The organism is Neorhizobium sp. SHOUNA12A (assembly GCF_023006505.1).
Classification (GTDB): Bacteria; Pseudomonadota; Alphaproteobacteria; order Rhizobiales; family Rhizobiaceae; genus Neorhizobium.
Map to the genome: position 1 here is coordinate 22,549 of NZ_JALBGV010000007.1, position 24,550 is coordinate 47,098.

Below are 24,550 nucleotides of genomic sequence, written 5' to 3' on the forward strand. Positions count from 1 at the left end.
TATTTTGTTAACCATAAGAATTTGAGCATGGTTAACCGAACCCGGTTAGAATCTGGAAACTCTGAAAGTTACTGATCAAGGAGAGACCGGCCATGAGCCGCACCGATACTTCGGCGATGAGCCGCATGCAGATCCTCGCCCGCAATCCTGCCGTTATCGCCCTGACTGTGGCGCTTGCGCTTGCCGGCTGCGCCAACAAGAAGAACCTGCCGAACAATGCCGGTGAGCTCGGCCTCAACGGCGCCGGCGCTGCAACGCCCGGTTCGACCCAGGACTTCACCGTCAATGTCGGCGACCGCATCTTCTTCGACACGGATAGCACTTCGATCCGCGCCGACGCACAGCAGACACTCGACCGTCAGGCCCAGTGGCTGGGCCGCTATCCGAAATACGCGATCACCGTCGAAGGCCATGCCGACGAACGCGGCACGCGCGAATACAACCTCGCGCTCGGTGCACGCCGTGCGGCCGCCACCAAGGAATATCTCGCATCGCGTGGCGTTCCGGCGAATCGCATGAAGACCATCTCCTACGGCAAGGAACGCCCGGTTGCCGTCTGCGACGACATCTCCTGCTGGTCGCAGAACCGTCGCGCCGTCACCGTTCTCGGCGGCGCCGGTATGTAATCCGAGCAACAGCTCGAAAATAAAAGGCGGTCTTCGGGCCGCCTTTTTGTTTTTTCCATAGTTTAGCCCTGTTTTCCGGGATTTTTGACCGGGAGCTCGGTTGCTTTTTGCCGGCAGTTGGAAAAAATCTCCTCTCGCGCCAATCCGGCGCAGACTAAAGAGCAGGACGGACAAAGATGAAGAAACTTGTCTTGGCAGCGATGCTGGGGCTGATGGCGACGAGCGCCCCGGCTGGGGCTTTCGCATTGCCGAAACTCTTCCAGGGCGGCAATCAGCCTGCTGCAGAACAGCCGCGGGAAACCACTCCGCCCCCGGTCATTCTGGCGCAGAGCAATGATGCCGTCCGTATCCAGCAGCTCCAGGAAGAAGTCCGGCAGTTGAACGGCCGGATCGAGGAAATGAGTTTTCAGCTGCTGCAGATGCAGGAGCAGTTGCGCAAGACGCAGGAAGACAACGAATTCCGCTTCCAGGACCTGGAAAAGAAGAAGCGCACCGAAGTGGACGACGCGGCCGGGAAACCGGCTGTGGCGTCCAACCGCGCTCCCGCTGCCCAGCCCCCGTTGCCGCAAGCGACTGCTCCCGCCCAATCCTCCGATGATGTCGCACGGATCATCGAATCGCCGTCCGGTCAGGGCGTCGGCGGGGCGACCGCGCCCGGCCGCGCTCCGCCACCGACGACGCTCGGGTCGATGGATATGGACCAGAACGGCAATCCGCGTGGCGCAAGCCGCAACGACCGGGCCAACAATGCTGCCGGGCTTCCGGGCGTCGATACCGGCCCGCAGATTTCCGGCAAGACGCCGCCGGCATCGACGGGCAGGCCCGATCCGCAGCAGACCGCCTCGCTCGGCAGCGAGAACGATGCCTATCAGACCGCCTATAATCACGTTCTCGCAGGCGACTATCCGCTCGCCGAGAAAGAATTCAACGGTTATCTGGCCGCTTATCCGAAGGGCGCCAAAGTGGCAGACGCGAGCTTCTGGCTCGGCGAGTCTCAGTATTCACAGGGGAAATACAACGACGCCGCCAAGACCTTCCTCAACGCCCACCAGACCTACGGCAAGTCGCCGAAGGCGCCGGAAATGCTGCTGAAGCTCGGCATGTCGCTTGCCGCGCTCGACAACACCGACACCGCCTGCGCAACCCTCAAGGAAGTCACCCGGCGTTATCCGAGCGCGCCCAAGGCCGTGCTCGCCAAGGTGGGCAGCGAACAGAAGCGCCTCGCCTGCTGATCCTCCCGTGACCACGGGCCCGAAAATCCTGTCGCCGGAACAGGCGGCCGAGCGGCTGATCGCCGATATCGCCAAACCCGCGCGCCTTCTCGTCGCCATTTCCGGCGGCAGCGATTCCAGCGGGCTGTTGGTCGCCCTCTCGAAATTCAATTCTCCCGGCTCCGGCCTGTCGCTCTTCGCGGCGACGATCGATCATGCGCTGAGACCTGGCTCCGCAGGCGAGGCGCGCACCGTCGCTGCCCTTTGCAGCCGGCTCGGCATTCCCCATTTCATCCGCCGCTGGGAGGGAGAAAAGCCTGCGACCGGCATTTCCGACGCGGCCCGTGAGGCTCGCTACCGGCTACTGGTCGAGATTGCCGACCAGATCGATGCGACCGCCATTCTCACCGGTCATACGCTCGACGACCAGGCGGAAACCATCGCGATGCGCGCGGCCCGCAACGGGGGCGAGGAAAATTCGGGCCTTGCCGGCATGGCGCAGGCCGTGCTCCTCGATCGCCGTCGCTGGCTGCTCCGGCCGTTCCTCAACAGCCGGCGGGCCGATATCCGTGACTTCCTGACCAGGGAAGGGCAGGGCTGGATCGACGATCCGAGCAATCTCGATCCGCATTACGAGCGGGTGCGGGTCCGCGGGCGGCTGACGCAGGAAAGCCCGTTCGATGCTGCCGCCCAGGATGTGGCCGCGGCGCGGCGCACGACGCTTTCCGACGAGGCGGCGCGTCTTGTCCGCGAGCATGTGACGATCCGCCAGGGTGTTCTGGCGCATCTCGATACTGCGGGGCTTCAAGGAGAGCCGGCCGTGCGGCGTCATGCACTGTCATTGCTCGCCGCGGTGCTCGGGGGGAGGGCGCACGCACTCGGCAGCGACAGCATGGACCGGATCATGGCCTTTCTCGACGGTGGCCAGCCTGGCCGGATCACCGCCGGCCGGGTGATCTTCGACCAGCGCCGCGACGGGCTTTATATCGTCCGTGAAAACCGCGGCATACTGCCGCTGCACGTTGCCCCCGGCGATACGGCAATCTGGGACGGTCGCTACCGCATCACGAATGCCGGCCCGGTCGAGATCATCGTTGACCCAACCGCGCCGGATCGCGACGAAGCATTGGCGCTGTTTCCCGGCGTGCCGCCCGCGATCGCCATGCGCGCCGTGGCGGCGATGCCCTTCATCGAAACAAATGCCCTTCTTTTGACGGAGGATCAGCAGAACAAAGACGTGGCCGAACGAAGTATCGTCCAACCTCTGCTTGCGCCTTTCGACCGCTTTTTGCCGCAGTTCGAGCTTAATCTCGGTATCGAGTTTGCGGTTTTGCTCGGATGCGACGGTTTTCCCCGGCTGCCAGTTAAGGATTCCTCGCGGAAAAGGTAGACGGCGGCTCCTGTTCGCCTTGGCAAGGACTTGCCGCAACCCTATGTTATGCGGCAAGCAAGGCGGCCGCCTCACGAAGCAGGCCGTCGCAGTCCGGGGAGTTCAATGAACCCAAACTTTCGTAATATCGCCCTCTGGGTTATCATAGCCCTCCTGCTGGTCGCATTGTTCAGCATGTTCCAGACGGCGCCGTCGCAGACCAGCTCGCGTGAGGTCCCATATTCGCAGTTCCTGCGGGATGTGGATTCGGGGCGGGTGCGGGATGTCGTCGTCACGGGCAATCGGGTGCTCGGCACCTACACCGAGAACGGATCAGGATTTCAGACCTATTCGCCCGTCATCGACGATTCGCTGATGGATCGGCTGCAGGCGAAAAACGTCACCATCGTCGCACGCCCGGAAACGGACGGATCCTCCGGTTTCCTCAGCTATCTCGGCACGCTGCTGCCGATGCTGCTCATTCTTGGCGTCTGGCTGTTCTTCATGCGGCAGATGCAGGGCGGTTCGCGCGGCGCGATGGGCTTCGGCAAGTCCAAGGCCAAGCTTTTGACCGAGGCGCATGGCCGCGTGACGTTTGAAGACGTTGCCGGTGTCGACGAAGCCAAGCAGGATCTCGAAGAAATCGTCGAATTCCTCCGCGACCCGCAGAAATTCCAGCGTCTCGGCGGTCGTATCCCGCGCGGCGTGCTGCTTGTCGGCCCTCCGGGCACCGGTAAGACGCTGCTCGCCCGTGCCATCGCCGGCGAAGCCAACGTTCCCTTCTTCACCATTTCCGGTTCTGACTTCGTCGAAATGTTCGTCGGCGTAGGCGCAAGCCGCGTGCGCGACATGTTCGAGCAGGCGAAGAAGAACGCACCCTGCATCATCTTCATCGACGAAATCGACGCGGTCGGCCGTCATCGTGGCGCCGGTCTTGGCGGTGGTAACGACGAACGCGAACAGACCCTCAACCAGCTGCTCGTCGAGATGGACGGTTTCGAAGCCAATGAAGGCATCATCCTGATCGCCGCGACCAACCGTCCGGACGTTCTCGACCCGGCGCTGCTGCGTCCCGGCCGTTTCGACCGCCAGGTCGTCGTGCCGAACCCGGATATCGTCGGCCGCGAGCGCATCCTCAAGGTTCACGCCCGCAACGTGCCGCTGGCACCGAATGTCGACCTCAAGGTTCTTGCCCGTGGAACGCCCGGCTTCTCCGGCGCGGACCTCATGAACCTCGTCAACGAAGCAGCCCTGATGGCCGCGCGCCGCAACAAGCGCATGGTCACCATGAGCGAGTTCGAAGACGCCAAGGACAAGATCATGATGGGCGCCGAGCGCCGCTCGTCGGCCATGACCGAAGCGGAAAAGAAGCTGACCGCATATCACGAAGCCGGCCACGCCATCACCGCGCTGCATGTCGCCGTCGCCGATCCGCTGCACAAGGCAACGATCATCCCGCGCGGCCGTGCGCTAGGCATGGTCATGCAGCTGCCGGAAGGCGACCGTTACTCGATGAGCTACAAGTGGATGGTGTCGCGCCTCTGCATCATGATGGGCGGTCGTATCGCGGAAGAGCTCACCTTCGGCAAGGAGAACATCACTTCCGGCGCGTCCTCGGATATCGAGCAGGCCACCAAGCTTGCGCGCGCCATGGTCACCCAGTGGGGCTTCTCCGACGAACTCGGCCAGGTCGCCTATGGCGAGAACCAGCAGGAAGTCTTCCTCGGTCACTCGGTCTCGCAGTCGAAGAACGTTTCGGAAGCAACCGCCCAGAAGATCGACAACGAAGTGCGCCGCCTGATCGACGAGGCCTATACCCAGGCGCGTGAAATTCTCACGACCAAGCACGACGAGTTCGTGGCGATCGCCGAAGGCCTGCTCGAATACGAGACGCTGTCGGGCGAGGAGATCAAGGCGCTGATCAAGGGCCAGAAGCCATCGCGCGATCTCGGCGACGATGCGCCTCCGACCCGTGGTTCGGCCGTGCCGAGCGCCGGCTCAAAGAAGGACGAGCCCAAGGGCGGCGAACCGGAAAGCGGTCTGGAGCCGCAGCCGCACTGAGCCTTTGCTACTGACATCAAAAGCCGCCGTGGAGCGATCCATGGCGGCTTTTGCTTGGAAGGGTTTATTTATTAGTAACGGGATATAATCGATTTTGACGCTAATTTATGTGCTTGTGCCGTTAAACTATGGCATGAGCCAAGCTTCAGGCCGGTTTTGCCGTCTAACATATTGCAGGGTTCGATTCCCTGCTTAAGACCGCGACGCTCAGGCGCGATGACGAAGGAGCTTACATGACACGCCGCTATTTTGGCACCGATGGCATTCGCGGACAGTCCAACATCCACCCGATGACGCCGGATCTTGCGATGCGCGTCGGCATCGCCGTCGGCACGATTTTTCGCAACGGCAATCATCGCCACCGGGTGGTGATCGGCAAGGATACGCGCCTCTCGGGCTACATGCTGGAGAACGCCATGGTGGCGGGTTTTACCGCCGCCGGCCTCGACGTCTTCCTGCTCGGGCCGATCCCGACGCCGGCTGTTGCCATGCTCACCCGGTCGCTGCGCGCCGATGTTGGCGTGATGATCTCCGCCTCGCACAATCCTTATGAGGACAACGGCATCAAGCTGTTCGGTCCGGACGGCTACAAGCTCTCCGACGAACTGGAGATGCGCATCGAGGATCTGCTCGACAGCGACCTGCATTCGCAGCTCGCCAAGTCCGGCGACATTGGCCGGGCAAAGCGCGTCGAGGGCGACATCTACCGCTATATCGAACACGTCAAGCGCACGCTGCCGCGCGACGTTACCCTGCATGGCCTGCGGGTCGCGATCGACTGCGCCAATGGCGCGGCCTACAAGGTTGCTCCGCTGGCGCTCTGGGAACTCGGCGCGGAGGTTGTGACCATCGGCAACGAGCCCAATGGCACGAATATCAATCTCGACTGCGGCTCGACCAGCCCGGAAGCACTGCAGAAGAAGGTGCATGAAGTGCGCGCCGACATCGGCATCGCGCTCGATGGCGATGCCGACCGCGTCATCATCGTCGACGAGCGCGGCGAGATCGTCGACGGCGACCAGCTGATGGCTGTCATTGCCGAGAGCTGGGCCGAGGACCAGAAGCTGAAAGGCGGCGGCATCGTCGCGACGGTGATGTCCAATCTCGGGCTTGAACGTTTCCTCAACGGCAAGGGCCTCGACCTGGCGCGCACCAAGGTTGGTGACCGTTATGTCGTCGAGCATATGCGCAACAACGATTTCAATGTCGGCGGCGAACAGTCCGGCCATATCGTACTCTCCGATTTCGGCACGACCGGTGACGGCCTCGTCGCCGGCCTGCAGGTCCTGGCACGGGCAAAGCGCCTTGGCCGGCCGGTCAGCGAGATCTGCCGCCGTTTCGATCCCGTGCCGCAGCTTCTGAAGAACGTCCGTTTCCAGGGCGGCAAGCCGCTGGAGGATCAGATCGTCCGCCAGGCGATCGCCGATGCGGAAGCCGAGCTCGCCGCCAAGGGCCGCCTGGTCATCCGCCCGTCCGGCACCGAACCGTTGATCCGGGTGATGGCGGAAGGCGACGACCGGGGGCAGATCGAGCGCATCGTCGACGGGTTGGTCGGCGCCATCGCCAACGTCCGCACCGCGGCCTGACAGACATAGTCTCAATGAAAAAGGCCACCCACGGCTTTCGCGGGTGGCCTTTATTTTTTTACGGGGGAGCTCCGGATCGCCGGAAATCGCCGTCCTTGCTGCCTTCAGAAATCTTCCCAATCCTGCTTTGCAGCGGCGGCATTGCCCTGGAATGACTGCGCGACTTTCGCGACCATCCTGCGGGCCGGAGATGTGGTCGGGCGGCTGCTGCCGGATGCGAGTGCGGGCGAGCCCCGATGTGAAGAGGTTCCAGTTACAGTGCCGCCGCCGATATGGAACTGCGACAGGAGCTGGAACAGGCCCTCTGCATCCCGGGCAAGGCTGTGCGCCGCTGCGGTTGTTTCCTCGACCATGGCCGCATTCTGTTGCGTTCCCTGATCCATCGTGTTGACCGACGTGTTGATTTCCTTGAGGCCGGTCGACTGTTCCTTCGAGGCTTCCACGATAGCCTCGACATTGCCGTTGACCTGCTGGACCTGAACGACGATCTGTTCCAGGGCCTTGCCGGTTTCTCCCACCAGCGCCACGCCGTTCTTCACGTGGTCGTTGGAGGTGTGGATCAGTTCCTTGATCTCTTTTGCCGCCTTGGCGGAACGCTGGGCGAGTTCCCGCACTTCCTGCGCCACCACCGCGAAACCCTTGCCGGCCTCGCCGGCACGGGCGGCCTCGACGCCGGCGTTCAGTGCAAGCAGATTGGTCTGGAAAGCGATCTCGTCGATGACGCCGATGATGTTGCCGATCTCGACGGCAGACGAATCGATCTTGCCCATCGCGTCGACGGCATCGCGGACGACCCGGCCGGAACGCTCGGCATTTTCCTTGGTCATGCGCACGAGGTTGCCAGCTTCCTGGGCGCGGTGGCTGGAGTCGGAAACCGTCGTGGTGATCTCTTCCAGGGCCGCAGCGGTTTCTTCGACAGAGGCCGCCTGCTGTTCGGTGCGCTTGGCGAGGTCGTCGGAGGCTGAGCGGATTTCCTGGGCACCGGCGGCGATCGCACTCGCATTTGCGGCGACCTTCTGCATCGCTTCGCGAAGTTTCGCCACCGCGGCGTTGAAGTCGGCCCTCAACTGATCGAGCGAGGGGATGAACGGTGTGTTGATCTCCCGCGTCAGATCGCCGTTTGCCAGAGCCTGCAAGGCGTCGGCGAGTTGGCGGACTGCCTGGCTCGTCTGTTCGGCGATCGCGTTGCGCTCGGTCGCTTCCTGTTCCAGCCTCTGACGTTCGCCGACGGTCCGTTTCGCCTCGGCATCGGCTGCGCGTTCCGCGTTGACGGAGATGGCATCCCTCAGGGCGGCCACGGCGCGGGCGAGCATGCCGATCTCGTCGCCGCGTGCCTCGATCGTCCGGTCGCCTTCGAGGCTGCCCGCCGCCATGGCCTTCAGCGATTGCTGCAGCTTGGAGAGTGGTCCGATGATCGAGCGGGCAGTCAAGAAGGCGACAATGATCGAAAGCAGCGCGGCTATGCCGAGGGCGGCCAGCGCAAGGTTTCTAAAGCCGCTCGCAGCGTTGCGGACATCGCCGCCGATCGATTTGTTGAGCGCCTCCTGATAGTCGATGAACTTGTTGATCGCTCCGAGCCAGGAGACGAAGAGGGGACGGGCCTGCTCCAGCAGGATCTTGCGCGCCGCCTCACCATCACCTTTCTGCTGCAGCGAAATGATCTGGGCGACCAGCGGATTGGTCTTCGACTGAATGTCGGCGATTTCAGCCAATATTACCTTTTCCTGACCCGTTGCACCGGAGGGGGCGCCGACCATGTCCGCCATGCGTTTTTCGTTTTCCGCATAGGAGGCCGCGAGCTTGCCGATGAGCGCTTCGGCTTCCTTGCGTTCGGCATCGGACGTGACGAGCGTCACATCGCGGATCGCGATCGCGCGGTCGTGCACGCTGCCGCGATAGTTGATGGCAAAGCGCTGCTTGACGCTGTTGACGTCATTGACGGTTGCGAGGTTGTTGTCGATCGTCGCAACCTGGCTGGTGGAGTAGAAAGTCAGGCCGATCATCAGGAGAAGCAAAAAGCCGAACCCGACAGCCAGTCGGAATGCTATGCCGAATGTTTTGACATTGCTCATGGACAGTTCTTTCTTTTGCGGCGCCTCGCGTCGCAGCTATACGTGGTCGATCTTCTCCGGAAGAGCATCAGGATATTTCATCGCGGCAATTTTGATTGAAATTGCTTGTTCGGTGAACAAGGAGTCCCCGATTGAAACGCATCGGCAAACGCCCTCCACTCATTCGGCCCCTGCAGATCCCCCGGTATTTCCCAGATCCGAATATGCTAAAAGTATGCATCTATAGTTTATAAAGAATTAATTGTTTATCTAAGCTTAAATTACCTTTTGCTAACGCCGATTCTACTAAAGTAAGTGAAGTCAATAGTTTGGCGGCTAGCGTGGATTTGGCCTGCCGTGCTCGGTCAGCCTACAAAAGAGGAATCCGTTCGGCGCGAGCGCCTTGTCCAACTCTTTCAACATAAGTTCAATTGTAGAATTGCCGGCGGTTTTAGGAAAACGCGCGGTAAACGAGCATGGTTAAGCGAGACTTAACCTTTGTCGATCATCATCCCTAGCGGATCAACCCGTTGGCTGCCCGCTTTGCATGCCATACGCGATACGAGCTTTGGAGATGAACCCATGAGAAAGTTGCTGGCCAGCGTGTTTGCGCTGACACTGACGGCGAGCGCCGCCACTTCTGCCGATCTTTATCAGCCGCAGCCGGAGCCCTATCAGGATGCGCCCGAAGTGACCGTTCAGGAGGCGACCGGCTGGTACCTTCGCGGTGACGTCGGTTATTCCTTCAAAAAGTCGCGCGGCACCGACTTCTACCAGGGTACCGGTACACCTGGTGTGGCGATCGCGGAATTCGACCGTTCCGATCTGCGTGATGCTTTCACGCTCGGGGGCGGTGTCGGTTACCAGATCAACAGCTACCTGCGCACCGACGTGACGATGGACTACATGTTCAACAGCAAGTTCCGTGGCTCTACGCATGGTGGTGGCGCCGGCGGCGGTGCTTGCGCCGTTGCGTGTACATCGACCGACCTCGCTGCCTTGCACGCCTACTCGCTGATGGCCAACGCCTATGTCGATCTCGGCACCTATGGCTACTTCACGCCTTACGTCGGTGCCGGTATCGGCGGCACCTACGTCAAGTGGTCGAACCTGCGCAACACGTCCTGCGCCGACGACGGCAGCGGTTGCGACGCGACAGTGACGCATGGCGGCGAAAAGAGCTGGCGTTTCACCTACGCGCTGATGGCCGGCGCATCGATCGACATCACCTGCAACGTCAAGGCCGATGTCGGCTACCGCTTCCGTCAGGTTGCCGGCGGTGACATGTTCGGTTTCGCATCGGGTGGCGGCCCGGGCAAGGACAAGGGTTTCTATTCGCATGAAGCCCGCGTCGGCGCCCGCTACATCTTCGGCGGCTGCGACACGCCGCCGGCTTACGAGCCCCCGCCGCAGCCGATCGTCTACAAGTAAGGGTTATCCATCTCCAAGCGAAAGCCGCCTCCGGGCGGCTTTCTGCGTTTGCGGCGGCAAGGCTGCGGCAGAAATTTGTCCGTGGGCGACATTACCCGCTTGACTGTGAAGGCGCTCAGGCATAACCACAGCGGCGGGACACCTCTCCCCAACGAGAGGCCATCTATCTGGAAGGATAGCCATATGGCAAACGCCGCAAAGCCGGACCTGCGTCCGAACAATACCCACTTTTCTTCTGGCCCTTGCTCGAAGCGCCCCGGTTGGTCGCTCGAAGCGCTTTCCGATGCTCCGCTCGGTCGTTCGCACCGTGCCAAGGTCGGCAAGGCAAAGCTCAAGCAGGCCATCGACCTCACCCGTGAAATTCTGGGCGTGCCGGCGGATTACCGCATCGGCATCGTGCCGGCCTCCGATACCGGCGCCGTCGAAATGGCGCTCTGGTCGCTGCTCGGCGAGCGCGGCGTCGACATGCTGTCCTGGGAAAGCTTTGGCGCCGGCTGGGTCACCGACGTCGTCAAGCAGCTGAAGCTCAAGGACGCGCGCAAGATCGAAGCCGGCTACGGCCTGCTTCCGGACCTTTCCACGGTCGATTTCGACCGCGACGTGGTCTTCACCTGGAACGGCACAACCTCCGGCGTTCGGGTCCCGAACGCCGACTTCATCCCGGCAGACCGCAAGGGCCTGACCATCTGCGACGCCACCTCGGCGGCATTCGCCCAGGACATGGACTTTGCCAAGCTCGACGTCGTCACCTTCTCCTGGCAGAAGGTTCTGGGCGGTGAGGGCGGCCATGGCATGCTGATCCTCAGCCCTCGCGCTGTCGAGCGCCTGCAGACCTACGTGCCTGCCTGGCCGCTGCCGAAGATCTTCCGCCTCACCTCTGGCGGCAAGCTGATCGAAGGCATCTTCGTCGGCGAGACAATCAACACGCCGTCGATGCTCTGCGTCGAGGACTATATCGATGCGCTCAACTGGGCAAAATCGGTCGGCAGCCTCAAGGGTCTGATCGCGCGCGCCGATGCCAACGCCAAGGTCATCCACGATTTCGTGGCCGCCAATGCCTGGATCGACAACCTCGCCGTCGACCCGGCAACGCGCTCCAACACCTCGGTCTGCCTCAAGATCGCCGACGCGGATGTCGCCGCTCTCGATACCGACGCGCAGGAAGCCTTTGCCAAGGGCATGGTGTCGATCCTCGAAAAGGAAGGCGTCGCGCTCGACATCGGTGCCTATCGGGATGCGCCCTCCGGCCTTCGCATCTGGGCCGGCGCCACGATCGAAGAAGCTGACATGAAGGCTCTGATGCCCTGGCTCACCTACGCCTTCGAAACGCAGAAGGCTGCGCTTTCCAAGGCCGCCGCTTAAAGCAAGTCGCGTATCCGGCTCCGCTGATGAAGCGGAGCCCATTTCCTCATTCACGACAGAAACTTTTTCAGGAGGCCCACTGATGGCACCTCGCGTTCTCGTATCCGACGAACTGTCGGAAACCGCCGTCCAGATCTTTCGCGATCGCGGCGTCGAAGTCGATTTCCAGCCGAAGCTCGGCAAGGACAAGGAAAAGCTTGCCGAGATCATCGGCAACTATGACGGCCTTGCGATCCGGTCCGCCACCAAGGCGACCGAAAAGCTGATCGCCGCCGCGACCAATCTCAAGGTCATCGGCCGCGCCGGCATCGGCGTCGACAATGTCGATATCCCTGCCGCCTCGCGGCGCGGCATCATCGTCATGAACACGCCGTTCGGCAACTCGATCACCACGGCCGAACACGCCATCGCCCTGATGTTCGCCGTCGCCCGCCAGCTTCCGGCAGCCGATGCCTCGACCCAGGCCGGCAAGTGGGAAAAGTCGCGCTTCATGGGCGTCGAGATCACCGGCAAGACGCTCGGCGTCATCGGCGCCGGCAATATCGGCGGCATTGTCTGCAAGAAGGCGATCGGCATCGGCATGCATGTTCTTGCCTATGACCCCTTCCTGTCGGCCGAGCGCGCCGAGGAAATGGGCGTCACCAAGGTCGAGCTCGACGAACTTCTGGCCCACGCCGATTTCATCACCCTGCATGTGCCGATGACCGACAAGACCCGCGGCATCCTCGGCAAGGAAGCGCTTGCCAAGACCAAGCCGGGCGTTCGCATCATCAACTGCGCCCGTGGCGGCCTCGTCGATGAGGCAGCGCTTGCCGAAGCCATCAAGTCCGGCCATGTCGCCGGTGCTGGCTTCGACGTGTTCGAAGTCGAGCCCGCCACCGAAAGCCCGCTGTTCGGCCTCGAAAACGTCGTCTGCACCCCGCATCTCGGTGCATCGACCACGGAAGCGCAGGAAAACGTCGCGCTGCAGGTCGCCGAGCAGATGTCGGACTACCTGATCAAGGGTGCGGTCTCGAACGCCATCAACATGCCGTCGATCACGGCGGAGGAAGCGCCGCGGCTGAAGCCGTTCATCCGTCTGGCGGACGTGCTCGGCGCATTCGTCGGCCAGGTCACCGAGGATGCGATCAAGGAAATCGAGATCCTCTATGACGGCTCGACGGCCGGCATGAACACCAAGGCGCTGACGAGCGCGCTGCTCGCCGGTCTCATCCGTTCGCAGGTCTCCGACGTCAACATGGTTTCGGCGCCGATCATGATCAAGGAAAAGGGCATCATCCTTTCCGAAGCCAAGCGCGACAAGTCGGGCGTCTTCGACGGCTATATCAAGCTTACCGTCACCACCGACACGATGACCCGTTCGGTTGCCGGCACCGTCTTCTCCGACGGCAAGCCGCGCTTCATCCAGATCAAGGGCATCAACCTCGATGCGGATGTCGGCGCCAACATGGTCTACATCGCCAATACCGACGTTCCCGGCATGATCGGCTTCATCGGCACGACGCTCGGCAATGCCGGCGTCAACATCGCCAACTTCCATCTCGGCCGCGACAAGGAAGGCGGCGATGCGATCGCTCTCCTTTATGTCGATGGTCCGGTTCCGGCCGACGTGCTGGCGAAACTGACCGCCAATCCGGCAGTCCGCCAGGCCAAGCCGCTGGCGTTCAACGTCGACTGAGGTCACGAAAGCTGTTCACGACTGTCATGGTCGTGAGGGTTTTCCGAGCAATACGAAGGCCTCCGGCAAACACCGCCGGAGGCCTTCGTCATTTATCCGTCCGGCATATCCTGCATGTCGGAGAGCTCGATGCCATGGGTGTCGAACCACCACTCTGGGCTCATGCCGGGATGCCTTTCCCGCAGGTGGAGATATCTGGCCCGAAGCCGGTCCTGGCGCTCGCCCTCCTCGATGAAGAAGGGATGGTCGAGCGTGCCGCCCATCCGATGAAGGCGGCGGAGCAGTTTGCGCAGGACGTAACCCTGTTGCCTGTTTCCCGGATGGTAGCCGCTTTCGATGATCTTCATGATCGCGCCACTCAGCGTTTCGAGCGCATCCTGTGGCGGCGTACCATTGATGAGCATGTCGAGACGCTCGGCGCCGAAGCCGACATCGATGCAAGTTCCGAGCGGATTGACGATGTTTCCGATCTCCACCCCGTCCTTGTAGAACTCGGTACTGTATCCCGTGATGCTGCCATCGCTCCAGGTACATTCCGGATCGGGGACGATCGGAAGGCGTCCGCGGTAAAGCGGCGTCCAGTCGGCCAGGCGATCGGGATGGATGGTGACGTGATCCGGCACAAGACCGAGTTTTTGCAGGAACTCGAGCCAGAAATCGATGGCACCGCCAACACTCATCTCCCGGAAGGAGAAGAGGCCGAGCATGGTGAAGTGGAGGAAGTGGGCTCCGTCTCCGATTTCATCCAGGTCGCCGAGGCGCAGGCATGCCTGGCTGTTTGCGACGGTTCCCTCATGGGAAGGATCGGAGAAGAGGAGTTTGTACCGCTGCATGCCAGCGCTGCAGAAGAGCGTGGTGGCGTCATGCGGCCTTACGGATTCAAAGGTTTCGAAATCGATGCCCTTTGAAAGGCAGAAGTCTTGATAGTGCCGGATCAGGCGTCCCGCGGTGTCATAGGCAACCTCCTTTGCATTTGTGTGCCTTGCCAAAAGGTAATGGCATTCCGCATGCCGCGCAATGCGGGATGCGAGGACAATCTCTCGGGGCAAGAAGGCCCGCGCCGGGATGTCGCAGGGCAATATGAAAATTACACCCTTGGGCTGTATTTTTGGAGCTTGGCTCCCGTTTCAAACTTGGTTATCTACTTCGACGGGAAAAACGGATGGCTGATCTAAAATCCGGAACCATCCGTCGCTATATAGACCGGGAACACCGCGATAGAGCGGTTTATGAGGAGAAAACGATGTTATCGAAGCTTCGGCGTTTCAAGAACCTGTTCGCGATCCTGGCGATCGGGATGGCGGTTTCCTTGACCGCCGTGGATTTGGCTGAGGCGCGCCGCGCCAGCGGCGGCGGTTTTGGCAGCCGCGGCACGCGCACATTCTCGGCTCCGGCGACCACCAATACCGCGCCCACGGCGCCGACCGGCATCAACCGGTCGATGACGCCCAACACGCAGCAGAACGCCACGACGCCACAGAACGGCTTTGGTCAGCAGGCAGCGCAGCAGCCTCGTCGCGGCCTCTTCGGCGGCATGTTCGGCGGCCTGCTCGGCGGTCTCGCCCTTGGCGGCCTGATCGGCATGTTCATGGGTACCGGTTTCGGCGGCATGGCCGGCATGCTTGGCATGTTGCTGCAGATCGCGCTGATCGGCGGTCTCGCCATGCTGGCTTTCCGTTGGTTCGCCCGCCGTCAGCAGACGGCCGGCGGCCCGGCAGGGGGCATGAACACCGGTTTTGGCCAGCAGCGCAACGCCTATGATGCGCCGAGCCAGAACACCTCGTCCTTCCAGATCCCGAAGATCGGGTCGCTGGGTGGCAGCGGGCAGGGCGGTTTTGGCGGCGGCCAAAATGCCGCTCCGCGTCAGGCCGGGCCGGAAACCGACGAGATCGGCATCACCAACCGCGACCTCGACCAGTTCGAGAAGCTGTTGACCAACGTCCAGTCTGCCTATGGCGAAGAGGACTATGCCAAGCTGCGCACCCTCACCACGCCGGAGGCGATGTCCTATCTGGCGGAAGAACTCGGCGAGAACGCTACCAAAGGCGTCAAGAACGAGGTGAAGGACGTGAAACTGCTGCAGGGCGACCTCGCCGAAGCCTGGCGCGAAAACGGCCAGGACTATGCGACCGTTGCGATGCGCTATTCGAGCGTCGACTACATGAAGGACCGCAAGACCGGCGCAGTCGCCGAAGGCGATCCGAACGCGGTGACCGAAACCGTCGAAGTCTGGACATTCGTGCGCAAGCCCGCCAACGACTGGCAGCTCTCGGCGATCCAGGCAGCCGCTTAACTTCGAAGCAGCGCGATGGTCTTTTCGTCGCGCTCGCCATCAAAGAACTGCGAAAGGGCTTTGCCGAAAGGCGAGCCCTTTTTGCTGACGGCCTCGAACAGCGTCATCGAACTCTTGAATTTGATGTCGTCCGGCGAGCCGAGGATCACGTGCGCCGAAAGATCCGGATGGGACAGCATCGCTTCGGTACATTCGGTGAGCCGGGGTCCCAGCAGGGGATGTTCGAGATAGGCCGTCGCCTCGGCTCTCGAGCCGATCGCGAAGCGTTGGGACATGATCGAGAAGCCGAGCCCCTCGACCTGCGGGAAGATGTACCACATCCAGTGGGAGCGCTTTTTGCCATCGCGCAGCTCGCCGATGACGCGCTCATAGACCGGCGCTTGCGCGTCGACAAAGCGCATGAGGTCGAATTGCATTGTCTCTCCGTCCTGATCGCCCTGTTGCCACAAATCACCCCAGGCCAAGAAGACTCTCAAATCATGAAATTTTTGCGGCCGCTCTTTCCGATGCTGCATCGCACCCTAGCTGAGGAGGTATGGAACGCTTCATTCAGGAATTCCGGAATGATACGGCCTGGCTGCCGGACTGGCTTGTCAGCTGCGGTGTCATGGCCGTTGCATTTCTGATCGGGCTTGCGATCCAGCGTTTTGGATTTCGCTTTCTGACGCGGCTGGTCGAGAACAAGGACCTGTTCTGGCGGTCGCTGGTATCGCGTACACGGCGGCCGATGCGGCTGGCGATCCTCACCTGGACGCTGTCGCTCGGCGCGACCATTGCCCCGCTGAGTGCCGGGCAGGCGGAGGTGATACGTCACCTGCTGCTGCTCGGCTTCATCATCGTCGTCGGCTGGATGGTGAAGATCGCCCTGCATGTATGGATGATCGTCTATCTGCGCCGCTTCAAGCTCGATGCGGAAGACAATCTGCTTGCCCGCACCCATGTCACCCAGTCGCGGATCGCCGAGCGGATTGCGAGCTTCATGATCGTGGCGATCACCATCGCCGCAATGCTGATGACCTTCCCGGCCGTGCAGCAATACGGCGTCAGCCTGCTCGCATCGGCCGGGGTCGCCGGCGTCGTGCTGGGCCTTGCGCTGCAGCCGGTGCTGAAGAACATCTTTGCCGGCATCCAGCTCGCCATCACCCAGCCGATCCGCATCGACGACGCGCTGATCGTCGAGGGCGAATGGGGCAATGTCGAGGAGATCACCTCCACCTATGTGGTGGTAAAACTGTGGGATTGGCGGCGGATGATCCTGCCGCTCAGCTATTTCATGGAAAAGCCGTTCCAGAACTGGACGCGCGACAGTACGGCGCTGATCGGCACGGTGATGATCTATCTCGACTATTCGGTTCCGGTGAGTGCGGTGCGCCGCAAGGTCGAGGAAATTGCCGCAGCGTCAAAACTCTGGGACAAGCGGGTGGTTGCCGTGCAGGTGACGGATTTCCGGGAAAATGTCATGGAGATCCGCATTCTCGTCTCGGCCTCCAATGCTCCGAGAACCTTCGATCTCAGATGCGAGGTCCGCGAGAAGATCATCGACTTCATCCAGCGCGAATATCCCGCCAGCCTGCCGCGGGTGCGGGCGGAAGGTGCCGCCAGTAGCGTCAGGACGGCTGCCGGGAAGGCGGTACGGCATGGCGTGCTGCAGTCTTGAATTGCGGCCTTGACCGTTTGTTCATGCTGGCGGCCTAGAATAGTCCGCCTAAGCGCGGAGACGGGCGATGGTACTGAACTGGGCAGTCTTCCTTTCCGGCATCGGGTACCTGACCTATGCGGTGGCCTCGGCAATGGCCGGGCAGGAAATTTTCCTGTTCGGCGATGGTGGCCTGTTCCTGCGTTATGCGGAGCACAGCACTCTTGTCAGGCTCTATTTCGGCCTCATCGCCCTCTGCACGCTGTTTGCCGGCATCTTCGTGGTCGGCAGCCTGGTGCCGGAAACGGAGTTCGGGCGGATGACCAGGAGCCTCTGGGTCTGGCTTGAAAAACTGCCGGGCCGATAAGCCGATTCGCGCTCCTCCTTGCGCAGGCCACAAATCCTTTCTATATCCGGCAACAGCTGCCTTCGACGGCCGATCCCGCCGCAGGCCCTTAACACGCCGCTTCTATCATCTGGACGGGTGGCTTCGAGATACCGAGAGAGTTCCGTGAACACGCTGGATTTTGACAAGAGGCCGGAAGACACACGTGTTGTCGTTGCCATGTCGGGGGGAGTGGATTCCTCCGTCGTCGCAGGTCTGCTCAAACGCCAGGGTTACGACGTGCTCGGCATCACGCTGCAGCTCTATGATCATGGCGCGGCCGTGCATCGCGCCGGCTCATGCTGCGCCGGCCAGGATATCGACGATGCGCGGCGTGTTTCTGAAACGCTCGGCATTCCCCACTACGTCCTCGACTACGAAAAGCGGTTTCGCGAGACGGTGATCAATCCGTTCGCCGAAGCCTATGCGATGGGCGAAACGCCGATCCCCTGCGTTGCCTGCAACCAGACGGTCAAGTTCGCCGATCTCTTGGCGACGGCCAAGGAACTGGGTGCCGATGCGCTGGCGACCGGCCATTATATCCGTTCCTCCGCCAATCCGTCGCCGGGCAATCCGAACCGCCGCGCGCTGTTCCGACCGATCGACAGCGATCGCGACCAGAGCTGGTTCCTGTTCGCAACGACCCAGGAGCAGATCGACTACCTGCGCTTCCCGCTCGGCGGCATGTCAAAGGCGCAGGTGCGCGAGTTGGCCGAGGAAATGGGCCTTGTCGTTGCCAAGAAGGCCGACAGCCAGGACATCTGTTTCGTGCCACAGGGCAAATATGCCGATATCATCAGCAAGGTGAAGCCGAACGCGGCACTCGCCGGCGATATCGTGCACATGGACGGGCGCGTGCTCGGCCGCCACGAAGGCATCGTGCATTATACGATCGGCCAGCGCCGCGGCATCGGCATCGCCACCGGCGATCCGCTCTACGTCGTTTATCTCGATGCCCGCTCGCGCCGGGTGATCGTCGGGCCGAAGGAAGCGCTGGATACCCATCGCGTCTATCTGCGCGACGTCAACTGGATCGGCGACGGTGCGCTTGGCGAGGACACCAAGGGCGGATTTGCCTGTTTCGCCAAGGTGCGCTCGACCCGTCCGCCGACGCCGGCGATCCTGCATTCCAACGAACACGGCGTCTATGTGGATTTGGCGATCGGCGAGGCCGGTGTCGCGCCAGGCCAGGCGTGTGTGCTCTATTCGGCCGAAGGTGCGGATGCGCGCGTCTATGGCGGCGGTTTCATCGAGCGTTCGGAACGCGCAGCCGAGGCCGAAATCGCCCTGAAGGCTCTGCTTTCGACACCCGTCGCTGCCTGAAACGTGCACTAACCGGGGCTCACGAAATTGCCGTCGGTTTTTGCCCAGCCCCTGCTTGACACTTTGGTGACGGGGGACTTATAAGCCGCACGACCAAAGCGGAACCGGCCACGCCGGAACTTCCGCAGTCCCTGTGGCGGGGTAGCTCAGTTGGTGAGAGCGCAGGATTCATAACCCTGAGGTCGGCAGTTCAATTCTGCCTCCCGCTACCATTCAGTCCAGCGAAACCAGTCTCAGCGGCGCATTCTCGGAATGGCGTCGACATTTCCGCGGGTTGGCGGATATCTCAGGCCTGCGGCGTCTGGGGTTCCGCGATTTCCTCGTCTCAGTCTCTGCTTGCGACCAGCCATGTCTTCGGCGCGGGAGAAGTGCCGAAACTCAGGGAGATCTTCCGGTCCCGGCTCGTGCAACACAGCGAACGTCTCAACCGGCGGACGCTGGCGGGCAAGGCCCCGATCTTCACTTGCGCAACATCTGTCTGCTGGGCGGCAGTCTCAGTCCAGGGAGCGCTCTTGACGCAGTTCGTTTCATAGCAGTGGGACCTGCTTTGACGCGCCCAACAAAGCTGCTTTTCTTTTCACGAAATCTCGCGTAAGGCGCGCGAAGCTAACAATGACGACGGCCGCAAACTGTACGCCGGCGCCACAGGCGATCCCTGCATCGGCAAGGAAGCGAGATCGCCAACGTCACGTCGCTGGATACAGTACAAGCAGGATATTAGACATGAACGACGCGGGGATCCATGTGCGCGGTCTCAATTCGGGCCATTCGGAGGTGACGGAGCGCGGTGCGGTGCCGCAGATCCTATGTGGCCCTGATCCACGGAACGTTTCCCTGCCGGGCGAACGGCTCTCCAGCCTGTTCGAGCGCTGTGCCGAGCGCTACGGCGCGATGCCAGCCGTTATAGACGGCGGGCGCATGTGGACCTACATTGAAATTGACGCTGAGGCGAACCGCCTTGCGCGCTTACTCGCCCTGCGCGGCGTCAAGCCCGGAGACCGGGTAGCCCTGCTGCTCGAGCGGTCGGCCGAGACGTATATGGCGATCCTCGCTGTCATGAAGTTAGGGGCCGCCTTCGTACCGCTTGCAGCTGCCTTCCCCGAAGAGCGCATGTCTTTGATTATCGAGGACGCTGGTGTTCGTTTCGTCGTCACAATGGCCGAGCACGTGGCGCGCGCGGCGGCGCTTTCCGTTCCACATATCGTGATTGCGGCCAACTGTCCGGAGACCGCCCGTCAATCGGACAGCCCGCTCAATATCGTCGGATCCGACGACGATATCTGCTATATCCTCTATACATCCGGGACGACCGGCCGACCCAAGGGCGTGGCGGTACGTCACCAAAGCATCTGCAATTTCGTTGACGTTGCCGCCGCAGCATATGGCTATCGACCGGGCGACCGTGTCTATCAGGGCATGACGATCGCCTTCGACTTCTCCACCGAAGAGATCTGGGTGCCATTTGTCGCCGGTGCCACGATCGTCCCCGCGCCCGGCCGCATGACGCTGGTAGGCGAGGAACTCGGCGACTTCCTTCGCGCTAACGCCATTACCTGCATGGCCTGCTCGCCGACGCTGCTGTCGTCCTTGGAAAGCGATGTGCCGAGCTTGCACACCATACTCGTGGGCGGCGAAGCCTGTCCGCAGAATCTCGTGACCCGCTGGTCGAAACCGGGCCGCCGCATCCTTAATACATACGGCCCGACTGAAGCGACGGTGACCGCGACCATGGGCTACCTGACGCCCGAGCGCCGCGTGACCATCGGGTCGCCGCTGCCCTCTTATTCTATCGTGATCCTTGATGCCGAAGCGCCGCGATTGGCGGCGGCCGGGGAATTTGGAGAAATCGGCATTGCCGGCATCGGCCTTGCAGTCGGCTACCTCAATCGGCCGGATCTGACGGCACAGAAATTCATTCCTGACTTTCTCGATCTGCCTAATAATCCCTCAAAACGCATCTACCGTACCGGCGATCTCGGCTGCATAAATACAGACGGCGAAATCGAATATCACGGCCGAATCGATACACAGGTGAAGATTCGCGGCTATCGCATCGAGCTGGGTGAAATCGAGACGGCCTTGCTCGACCAGCCCGATATAGCGCAGGCCGCCGTCACCACTTGGGAGGTCGAGCCCGGCCGCCTGGAGCTGGTCGGTTATTATGCGCTAAAATCCGGTACCGGAACTCTTTCTCGCGCCCATCTTGCTAAAGAACTGCGCCGGCGCCTACCGGAGTACATGGTACCCTCATTCCTTGAGGAGCTTGCGGCATTGCCAATGACAGTCTCCGATAAGGTGGATACGGGGAGGCTGCCAAAGCCGATGGGCCTCCGGGTCAGCACAGGGCGCAAGGAAGTCCTCCCCTCCACCGATGACGAGAGCTATCTGGTGGTGGCGCTGGGCGAAGTGCTGATGATGGACGACATCTCCGTTGAGGATCATTTTTTTGATGATCTCGGCGCGAACTCATTGCTGATGGCGCGCTTCTGTGCCCGTCTGCGTGCACGCCAGGAGTGGTCAGGCACTTCGATGCGGGACATCTATCTCAATCCGACGGTCGCCGCTCTGGCGCGACACCTGCGCGGCCCTGAGGACAAGGCGATACCCGTGGAGGAGCCTGTCATCAATCATCGCGCCTCGAACCTCGCCTACTGGACCAGCGGCGCCGCGCAGCTCGCCTTTTATTGCCTCTTCGGCTATTTCGATCTTTGGATGCTGAACTATGGGCTCAACTGGGTCTATGACATGCTCGACGACCCGGTTCAGCTCTACCTGCGTTGCGCGATGTTGTCGGCAGCAGTTTTTTTCGGTATGTCAGGCTTTGCCGTTGCGATGAAGTGGCTGCTCATCGGCCGCTGGAAAGCAGAGAGCTTTCCGATTTGGGGTCTTCGCTACTACCGCTTCTGGGTGGTCAAAACGCTCATACGTTCGGCGCCGGTCGTCCTCTTTCGCGGCAGCCCGCTTTACAACCTCTATCTTCGCTTGCTCGGTGCCCGTCTCGGTCGCAACGCTACCATCGAGTCCCGCACGATCCCGGTCTGCACCGACCTGATCTCCATCGGGGACAACGCCATACTGCGCAAGGAATCCATGATTCTCGGCTATCGCGCTCAGGCCGGCTATATTCATACGGGATCGATTTCCATCGGCTGCGACGCCTTCGTCGGCGTAGGTTCGGTGATTGATATTGATACATCCGTTGGGGAGCGAGCACAGCTCGGCCATGCGTCCTCGCTGCAGCGAGGAGAGCACATTCCAGACGATGCCCACTGGCACGGATCCCCGGCGATACCGACCACGGCGGATTACTGCAAAGCCCCGACCCTTAGCCTTTCGAAGACGCGACGCTTTAGTTACGAGGCTGTACAGCTCATCACACTTTTCGCTGTCGTCACCCCGTTCCCCCTGTGGTTCCACAGCTACTGGCAAAATGTCAGCGACGACTATCAGGAGTCTATCGGTATCGTCGCCGTCGGCACGACCGTGACGCTCTTTGCTCTCACCAGCGCGCTGCTTTTCGTCGCGCTCGTGCTGCCGCGCCTGTTCAGCTTATTGCTGAAGCCCGGGCGCACCTACCGACTCTATGGCTTTCATTTCTGGTTGCAGTCTATCGTCGAGGCTTCCACCAATGCTCGCTTTCTCAACCTGATATTCGGCGACAGCTCCGCCATCGTCCACTACATGCGGGCACTTGGCTGGAAACTTAACAAGGTGGTGCAAACCGGCTCGAACTTCGGCAGCAATCAGCAGCAGGACAATCCGCTGTTCTGCGAGATCGGTTCCGGAACGATGGTTTCGGACGGGCTCTACATGATCAACGTCCACAAGTCGGCTTCTGCCTTCAGGCTGGAGCACACCAAGGTCGGCGAGCGCAATTACTTCGGGAACAACATCTTCTATCCGCCGGATAGCCGGACCGGGGATAACGTGCTGCTTGGCACAAAAGTAATGGTACCAATCGATGGACCGTTACGCGAAAACGTGGGCCTGCTCGGTTCGCCGCCTTTCGAGATCCCCCGAATTGTCAAGCGCGATAAAGAACTCATTCAAGGTGTCAGCGACGCCGAACGCCGCGGCTGTCTCCCGCACAAGAACAGGCACAATCTCACGACCGCCCTGATGTTTATCGCCACGCAATGGACAGTGTTGTTCATTACATTGGCGATTTGGGACCGGGCGCTGAACTATTACACCGAGTGGGCGCAGATGGCTCTGTTCGTCGCGGTCGTACTGACGGCAGCGTTTGCCATTCCGTTCCATATCTTCTTGGAGTGGGCGAGCCTGCGCTTCCGAAAGCTTCAGCCGCAGATGAATACCATCTACGATGTTGCCTTCTGGCGTCACGAGCGTCACTGGAAGCTATCGGATTCGCCGGTTGTGCAGCTCTTCGCCGGCACGCCGTTCCGTCCAATGATACTGCGAGCGTTAGGGGTCAAGATTGGCAGGCGCGTCTACGATGGCGGCGCGAACCTGACAGAAAGATCGCTGGTGGAGATCGGCGACGACGCGACGCTCAACGAAGGCTGCGTCATCCAGGCGCACTCGCTGGAGGAAGGCGCGTTCAAGTCGGATTTCATCCGCATCGGCAACGGCTGCACCCTCGGCCCCGCGGCCTTCATTCATTACGGCGTAACGATGGGAGATGGAGCACTCGCCGACGTTGATTGCTTTGTGATGAAAGGCGAAATCCTTCAGCCGAACTCGATCTGGCGCGGCAACCCCGCAAAGCCTGGCGGTTTTCTCAAGTCAGTTGCGGGCAAATGAACGGCGGAGCGGCAGAAGCTGCGCTATTGACGGAGATGAAGCGGCTTGCCCCGCCGACTGTCCGGCTCGGTTGTCGCATGATCGGCCCAAATGACGAAGCCTTGCTCCTGCCTGACGAAGTGGCCGCCATTACCTCCAGGCAACCTGCGGTCCGGCGAGCGAGCGGTACCGCCCGCTCGCTTGTCCGATGTCTACTGGCGCTTGAAGATGCGGAAGAGGCCCCCATAGGGCGTTCCCCCGCCGGAGCACCGCTCTGGCCCCGGGGCTTCGTCGGCTCTCTCGCGCATGATGCGGAAATGGCGGTCGCAGCCATTGCCAGAAGCGTTCACGTGCCCTCGCTCGGCATTGATGTCGAGCCGGCCGAACCGCTGCCGGACGACATCGCCGCCCTTGTACTGACTTCCGGGGATGTCCTCTCGGGGGTCGACGCGCGTTTTGCGACGCGCGTTCTCTACAGCGCGAAGGAGGCGGCCTACAAAGCCGCGTACCCGCTTGATGGGGAAATTCTGGGTTACGAGCATATAAATGTCGATCTTGCTCGCCGCGAGGCCGTGACCGCAGGCGGCCGCAGGATGCGGCTGTCCTTTTGCACGTTGCCTCGTGTTGTCGTCCTTGCCGCTGCGGTAAACGGTTAGCGGCAGGCGACGCCGGGGTCCCTGAACTTCTATCTCACCGAACTCGCTCGTTTAGGCGGTTAACCAAGGATATCGGTTGGCACGAAAGGGCCGCCGCCTTGTGGGGCTATAAGGTTCCGCTGGGAGTTGCGACCGGAAC

The 24,550-nt window shown here is 61.4% G+C and carries 17 protein-coding genes and 1 tRNA gene; 15 read left to right on the forward strand and 3 right to left on the reverse strand.

Annotation, left to right across the window (positions count from 1 at the left end; all coding sequences use genetic code 11):
- Nucleotides 1-92 precede the first annotated feature (92 nt).
- The 5 genes from pal to glmM all read left to right on the forward strand — a co-directional run bounded on the left by pal (nucleotide 93) and on the right by glmM (nucleotide 6,853).
- The gene (gene pal, locus MOV63_RS05285) at nucleotides 93-626 is read left to right on the forward strand and encodes a peptidoglycan-associated lipoprotein Pal (protein WP_038544859.1); all 534 of its coding nucleotides are present in this window, start codon (nucleotides 93-95) and stop codon (nucleotides 624-626) included.
- Between the two features lie 176 nt (nucleotides 627-802).
- Nucleotides 803-1,858 (forward strand): tol-pal system protein YbgF, encoded by a 1,056-nt coding sequence (ybgF, locus tag MOV63_RS05290; RefSeq protein ID WP_247032195.1) that lies wholly within the window; start codon nucleotides 803-805, stop codon nucleotides 1,856-1,858.
- 7 nt (nucleotides 1,859-1,865) lie between these two features.
- On the forward strand, nucleotides 1,866-3,227 hold the full coding sequence (gene tilS / locus MOV63_RS05295) for a tRNA lysidine(34) synthetase TilS (RefSeq protein ID WP_247032203.1): 1,362 nt from the start codon (nucleotides 1,866-1,868) through the stop codon (nucleotides 3,225-3,227).
- Between the two features lie 105 nt (nucleotides 3,228-3,332).
- A complete protein-coding gene (ftsH, locus tag MOV63_RS05300) occupies nucleotides 3,333-5,267 on the forward strand; it encodes an ATP-dependent zinc metalloprotease FtsH (RefSeq protein WP_038544850.1) in 1,935 nt (644 codons plus the stop codon).
- A gap of 233 nt (nucleotides 5,268-5,500) precedes the next feature.
- A complete protein-coding gene (gene glmM / locus MOV63_RS05305) occupies nucleotides 5,501-6,853 on the forward strand; it encodes a phosphoglucosamine mutase (RefSeq protein ID WP_247032211.1) in 1,353 nt (450 codons plus the stop codon).
- A gap of 104 nt (nucleotides 6,854-6,957) precedes the next feature.
- Here glmM and MOV63_RS05310 read toward each other — a convergent pair whose 3' ends face one another.
- Nucleotides 6,958-8,925: a methyl-accepting chemotaxis protein gene (locus MOV63_RS05310; protein ID WP_247032213.1), complete on the reverse strand. Its 1,968-nt coding sequence runs from the start codon at nucleotides 8,923-8,925 to the stop codon at nucleotides 6,958-6,960.
- 561 nt (nucleotides 8,926-9,486) lie between these two features.
- Here MOV63_RS05310 and MOV63_RS05315 point away from each other — a divergent pair.
- From MOV63_RS05315 to serA, 3 genes are all read left to right on the forward strand, one after another.
- Nucleotides 9,487-10,335: an outer membrane protein gene (locus MOV63_RS05315; RefSeq protein ID WP_247032215.1), complete on the forward strand. Its 849-nt coding sequence runs from the start codon at nucleotides 9,487-9,489 to the stop codon at nucleotides 10,333-10,335.
- A 183-nt stretch (nucleotides 10,336-10,518) separates the two neighbouring features.
- Nucleotides 10,519-11,697 carry a phosphoserine transaminase gene (locus MOV63_RS05320; RefSeq protein WP_038544839.1) on the forward strand — a complete coding sequence of 393 codons (1,179 nt, stop codon included), beginning with the start codon at nucleotides 10,519-10,521 and terminating at the stop codon, nucleotides 11,695-11,697.
- Between the two features lie 82 nt (nucleotides 11,698-11,779).
- Nucleotides 11,780-13,375: a phosphoglycerate dehydrogenase gene (gene serA / locus MOV63_RS05325; RefSeq protein WP_247032217.1), complete on the forward strand. Its 1,596-nt coding sequence runs from the start codon at nucleotides 11,780-11,782 to the stop codon at nucleotides 13,373-13,375.
- Nucleotides 13,376-13,467: 92 nt separating this feature from the next.
- On the opposite strand, the gene MOV63_RS05330 is transcribed toward serA, so the two are convergent.
- A complete protein-coding gene (locus MOV63_RS05330) occupies nucleotides 13,468-14,364 on the reverse strand; it encodes an alanine--tRNA ligase-related protein (protein WP_247032219.1) in 897 nt (298 codons plus the stop codon).
- A gap of 254 nt (nucleotides 14,365-14,618) precedes the next feature.
- Between MOV63_RS05330 and MOV63_RS05335 the strand changes: the two genes are divergently transcribed.
- Nucleotides 14,619-15,668: a Tim44 domain-containing protein gene (locus tag MOV63_RS05335; protein WP_247032221.1), complete on the forward strand. Its 1,050-nt coding sequence runs from the start codon at nucleotides 14,619-14,621 to the stop codon at nucleotides 15,666-15,668.
- Here MOV63_RS05335 and MOV63_RS05340 read toward each other — a convergent pair.
- Nucleotides 15,665-16,084 carry a DUF1810 domain-containing protein gene (locus MOV63_RS05340; RefSeq protein WP_247032223.1) on the reverse strand — a complete coding sequence of 140 codons (420 nt, stop codon included), beginning with the start codon at nucleotides 16,082-16,084 and terminating at the stop codon, nucleotides 15,665-15,667. The two genes, MOV63_RS05335 and MOV63_RS05340, sit on opposite strands and share 4 nt — an antisense overlap.
- 119 nt (nucleotides 16,085-16,203) lie before the next feature.
- Here MOV63_RS05340 and MOV63_RS05345 point away from each other — a divergent pair, with 119 nt between their 5' ends.
- The 6 genes from MOV63_RS05345 (at nucleotide 16,204) to MOV63_RS05370 (ending at nucleotide 24,411) form a co-directional block, all read left to right on the forward strand.
- Nucleotides 16,204-17,325: a mechanosensitive ion channel family protein gene (locus MOV63_RS05345; protein WP_247032225.1), complete on the forward strand. Its 1,122-nt coding sequence runs from the start codon at nucleotides 16,204-16,206 to the stop codon at nucleotides 17,323-17,325.
- Between the two features lie 67 nt (nucleotides 17,326-17,392).
- Nucleotides 17,393-17,671, forward strand: coding sequence for a hypothetical protein (locus MOV63_RS05350; protein WP_247032227.1), 279 nt, complete (start codon nucleotides 17,393-17,395; stop codon nucleotides 17,669-17,671).
- 144 nt (nucleotides 17,672-17,815) lie between these two features.
- Nucleotides 17,816-19,012: a tRNA 2-thiouridine(34) synthase MnmA gene (mnmA, locus tag MOV63_RS05355; RefSeq protein WP_247032229.1), complete on the forward strand. Its 1,197-nt coding sequence runs from the start codon at nucleotides 17,816-17,818 to the stop codon at nucleotides 19,010-19,012.
- A gap of 135 nt (nucleotides 19,013-19,147) precedes the next feature.
- Nucleotides 19,148-19,224: transfer RNA gene (locus MOV63_RS05360), tRNA-Met, on the forward strand.
- 511 nt (nucleotides 19,225-19,735) lie between these two features.
- Nucleotides 19,736-23,776, forward strand: coding sequence for a Pls/PosA family non-ribosomal peptide synthetase (locus tag MOV63_RS05365; protein WP_247032231.1), 4,041 nt, complete (start codon nucleotides 19,736-19,738; stop codon nucleotides 23,774-23,776).
- A gap of 35 nt (nucleotides 23,777-23,811) precedes the next feature.
- Nucleotides 23,812-24,411, forward strand: coding sequence for a 4'-phosphopantetheinyl transferase superfamily protein (locus MOV63_RS05370; RefSeq protein ID WP_247032443.1), 600 nt, complete (start codon nucleotides 23,812-23,814; stop codon nucleotides 24,409-24,411).
- Nucleotides 24,412-24,550 lie beyond the last annotated feature (139 nt).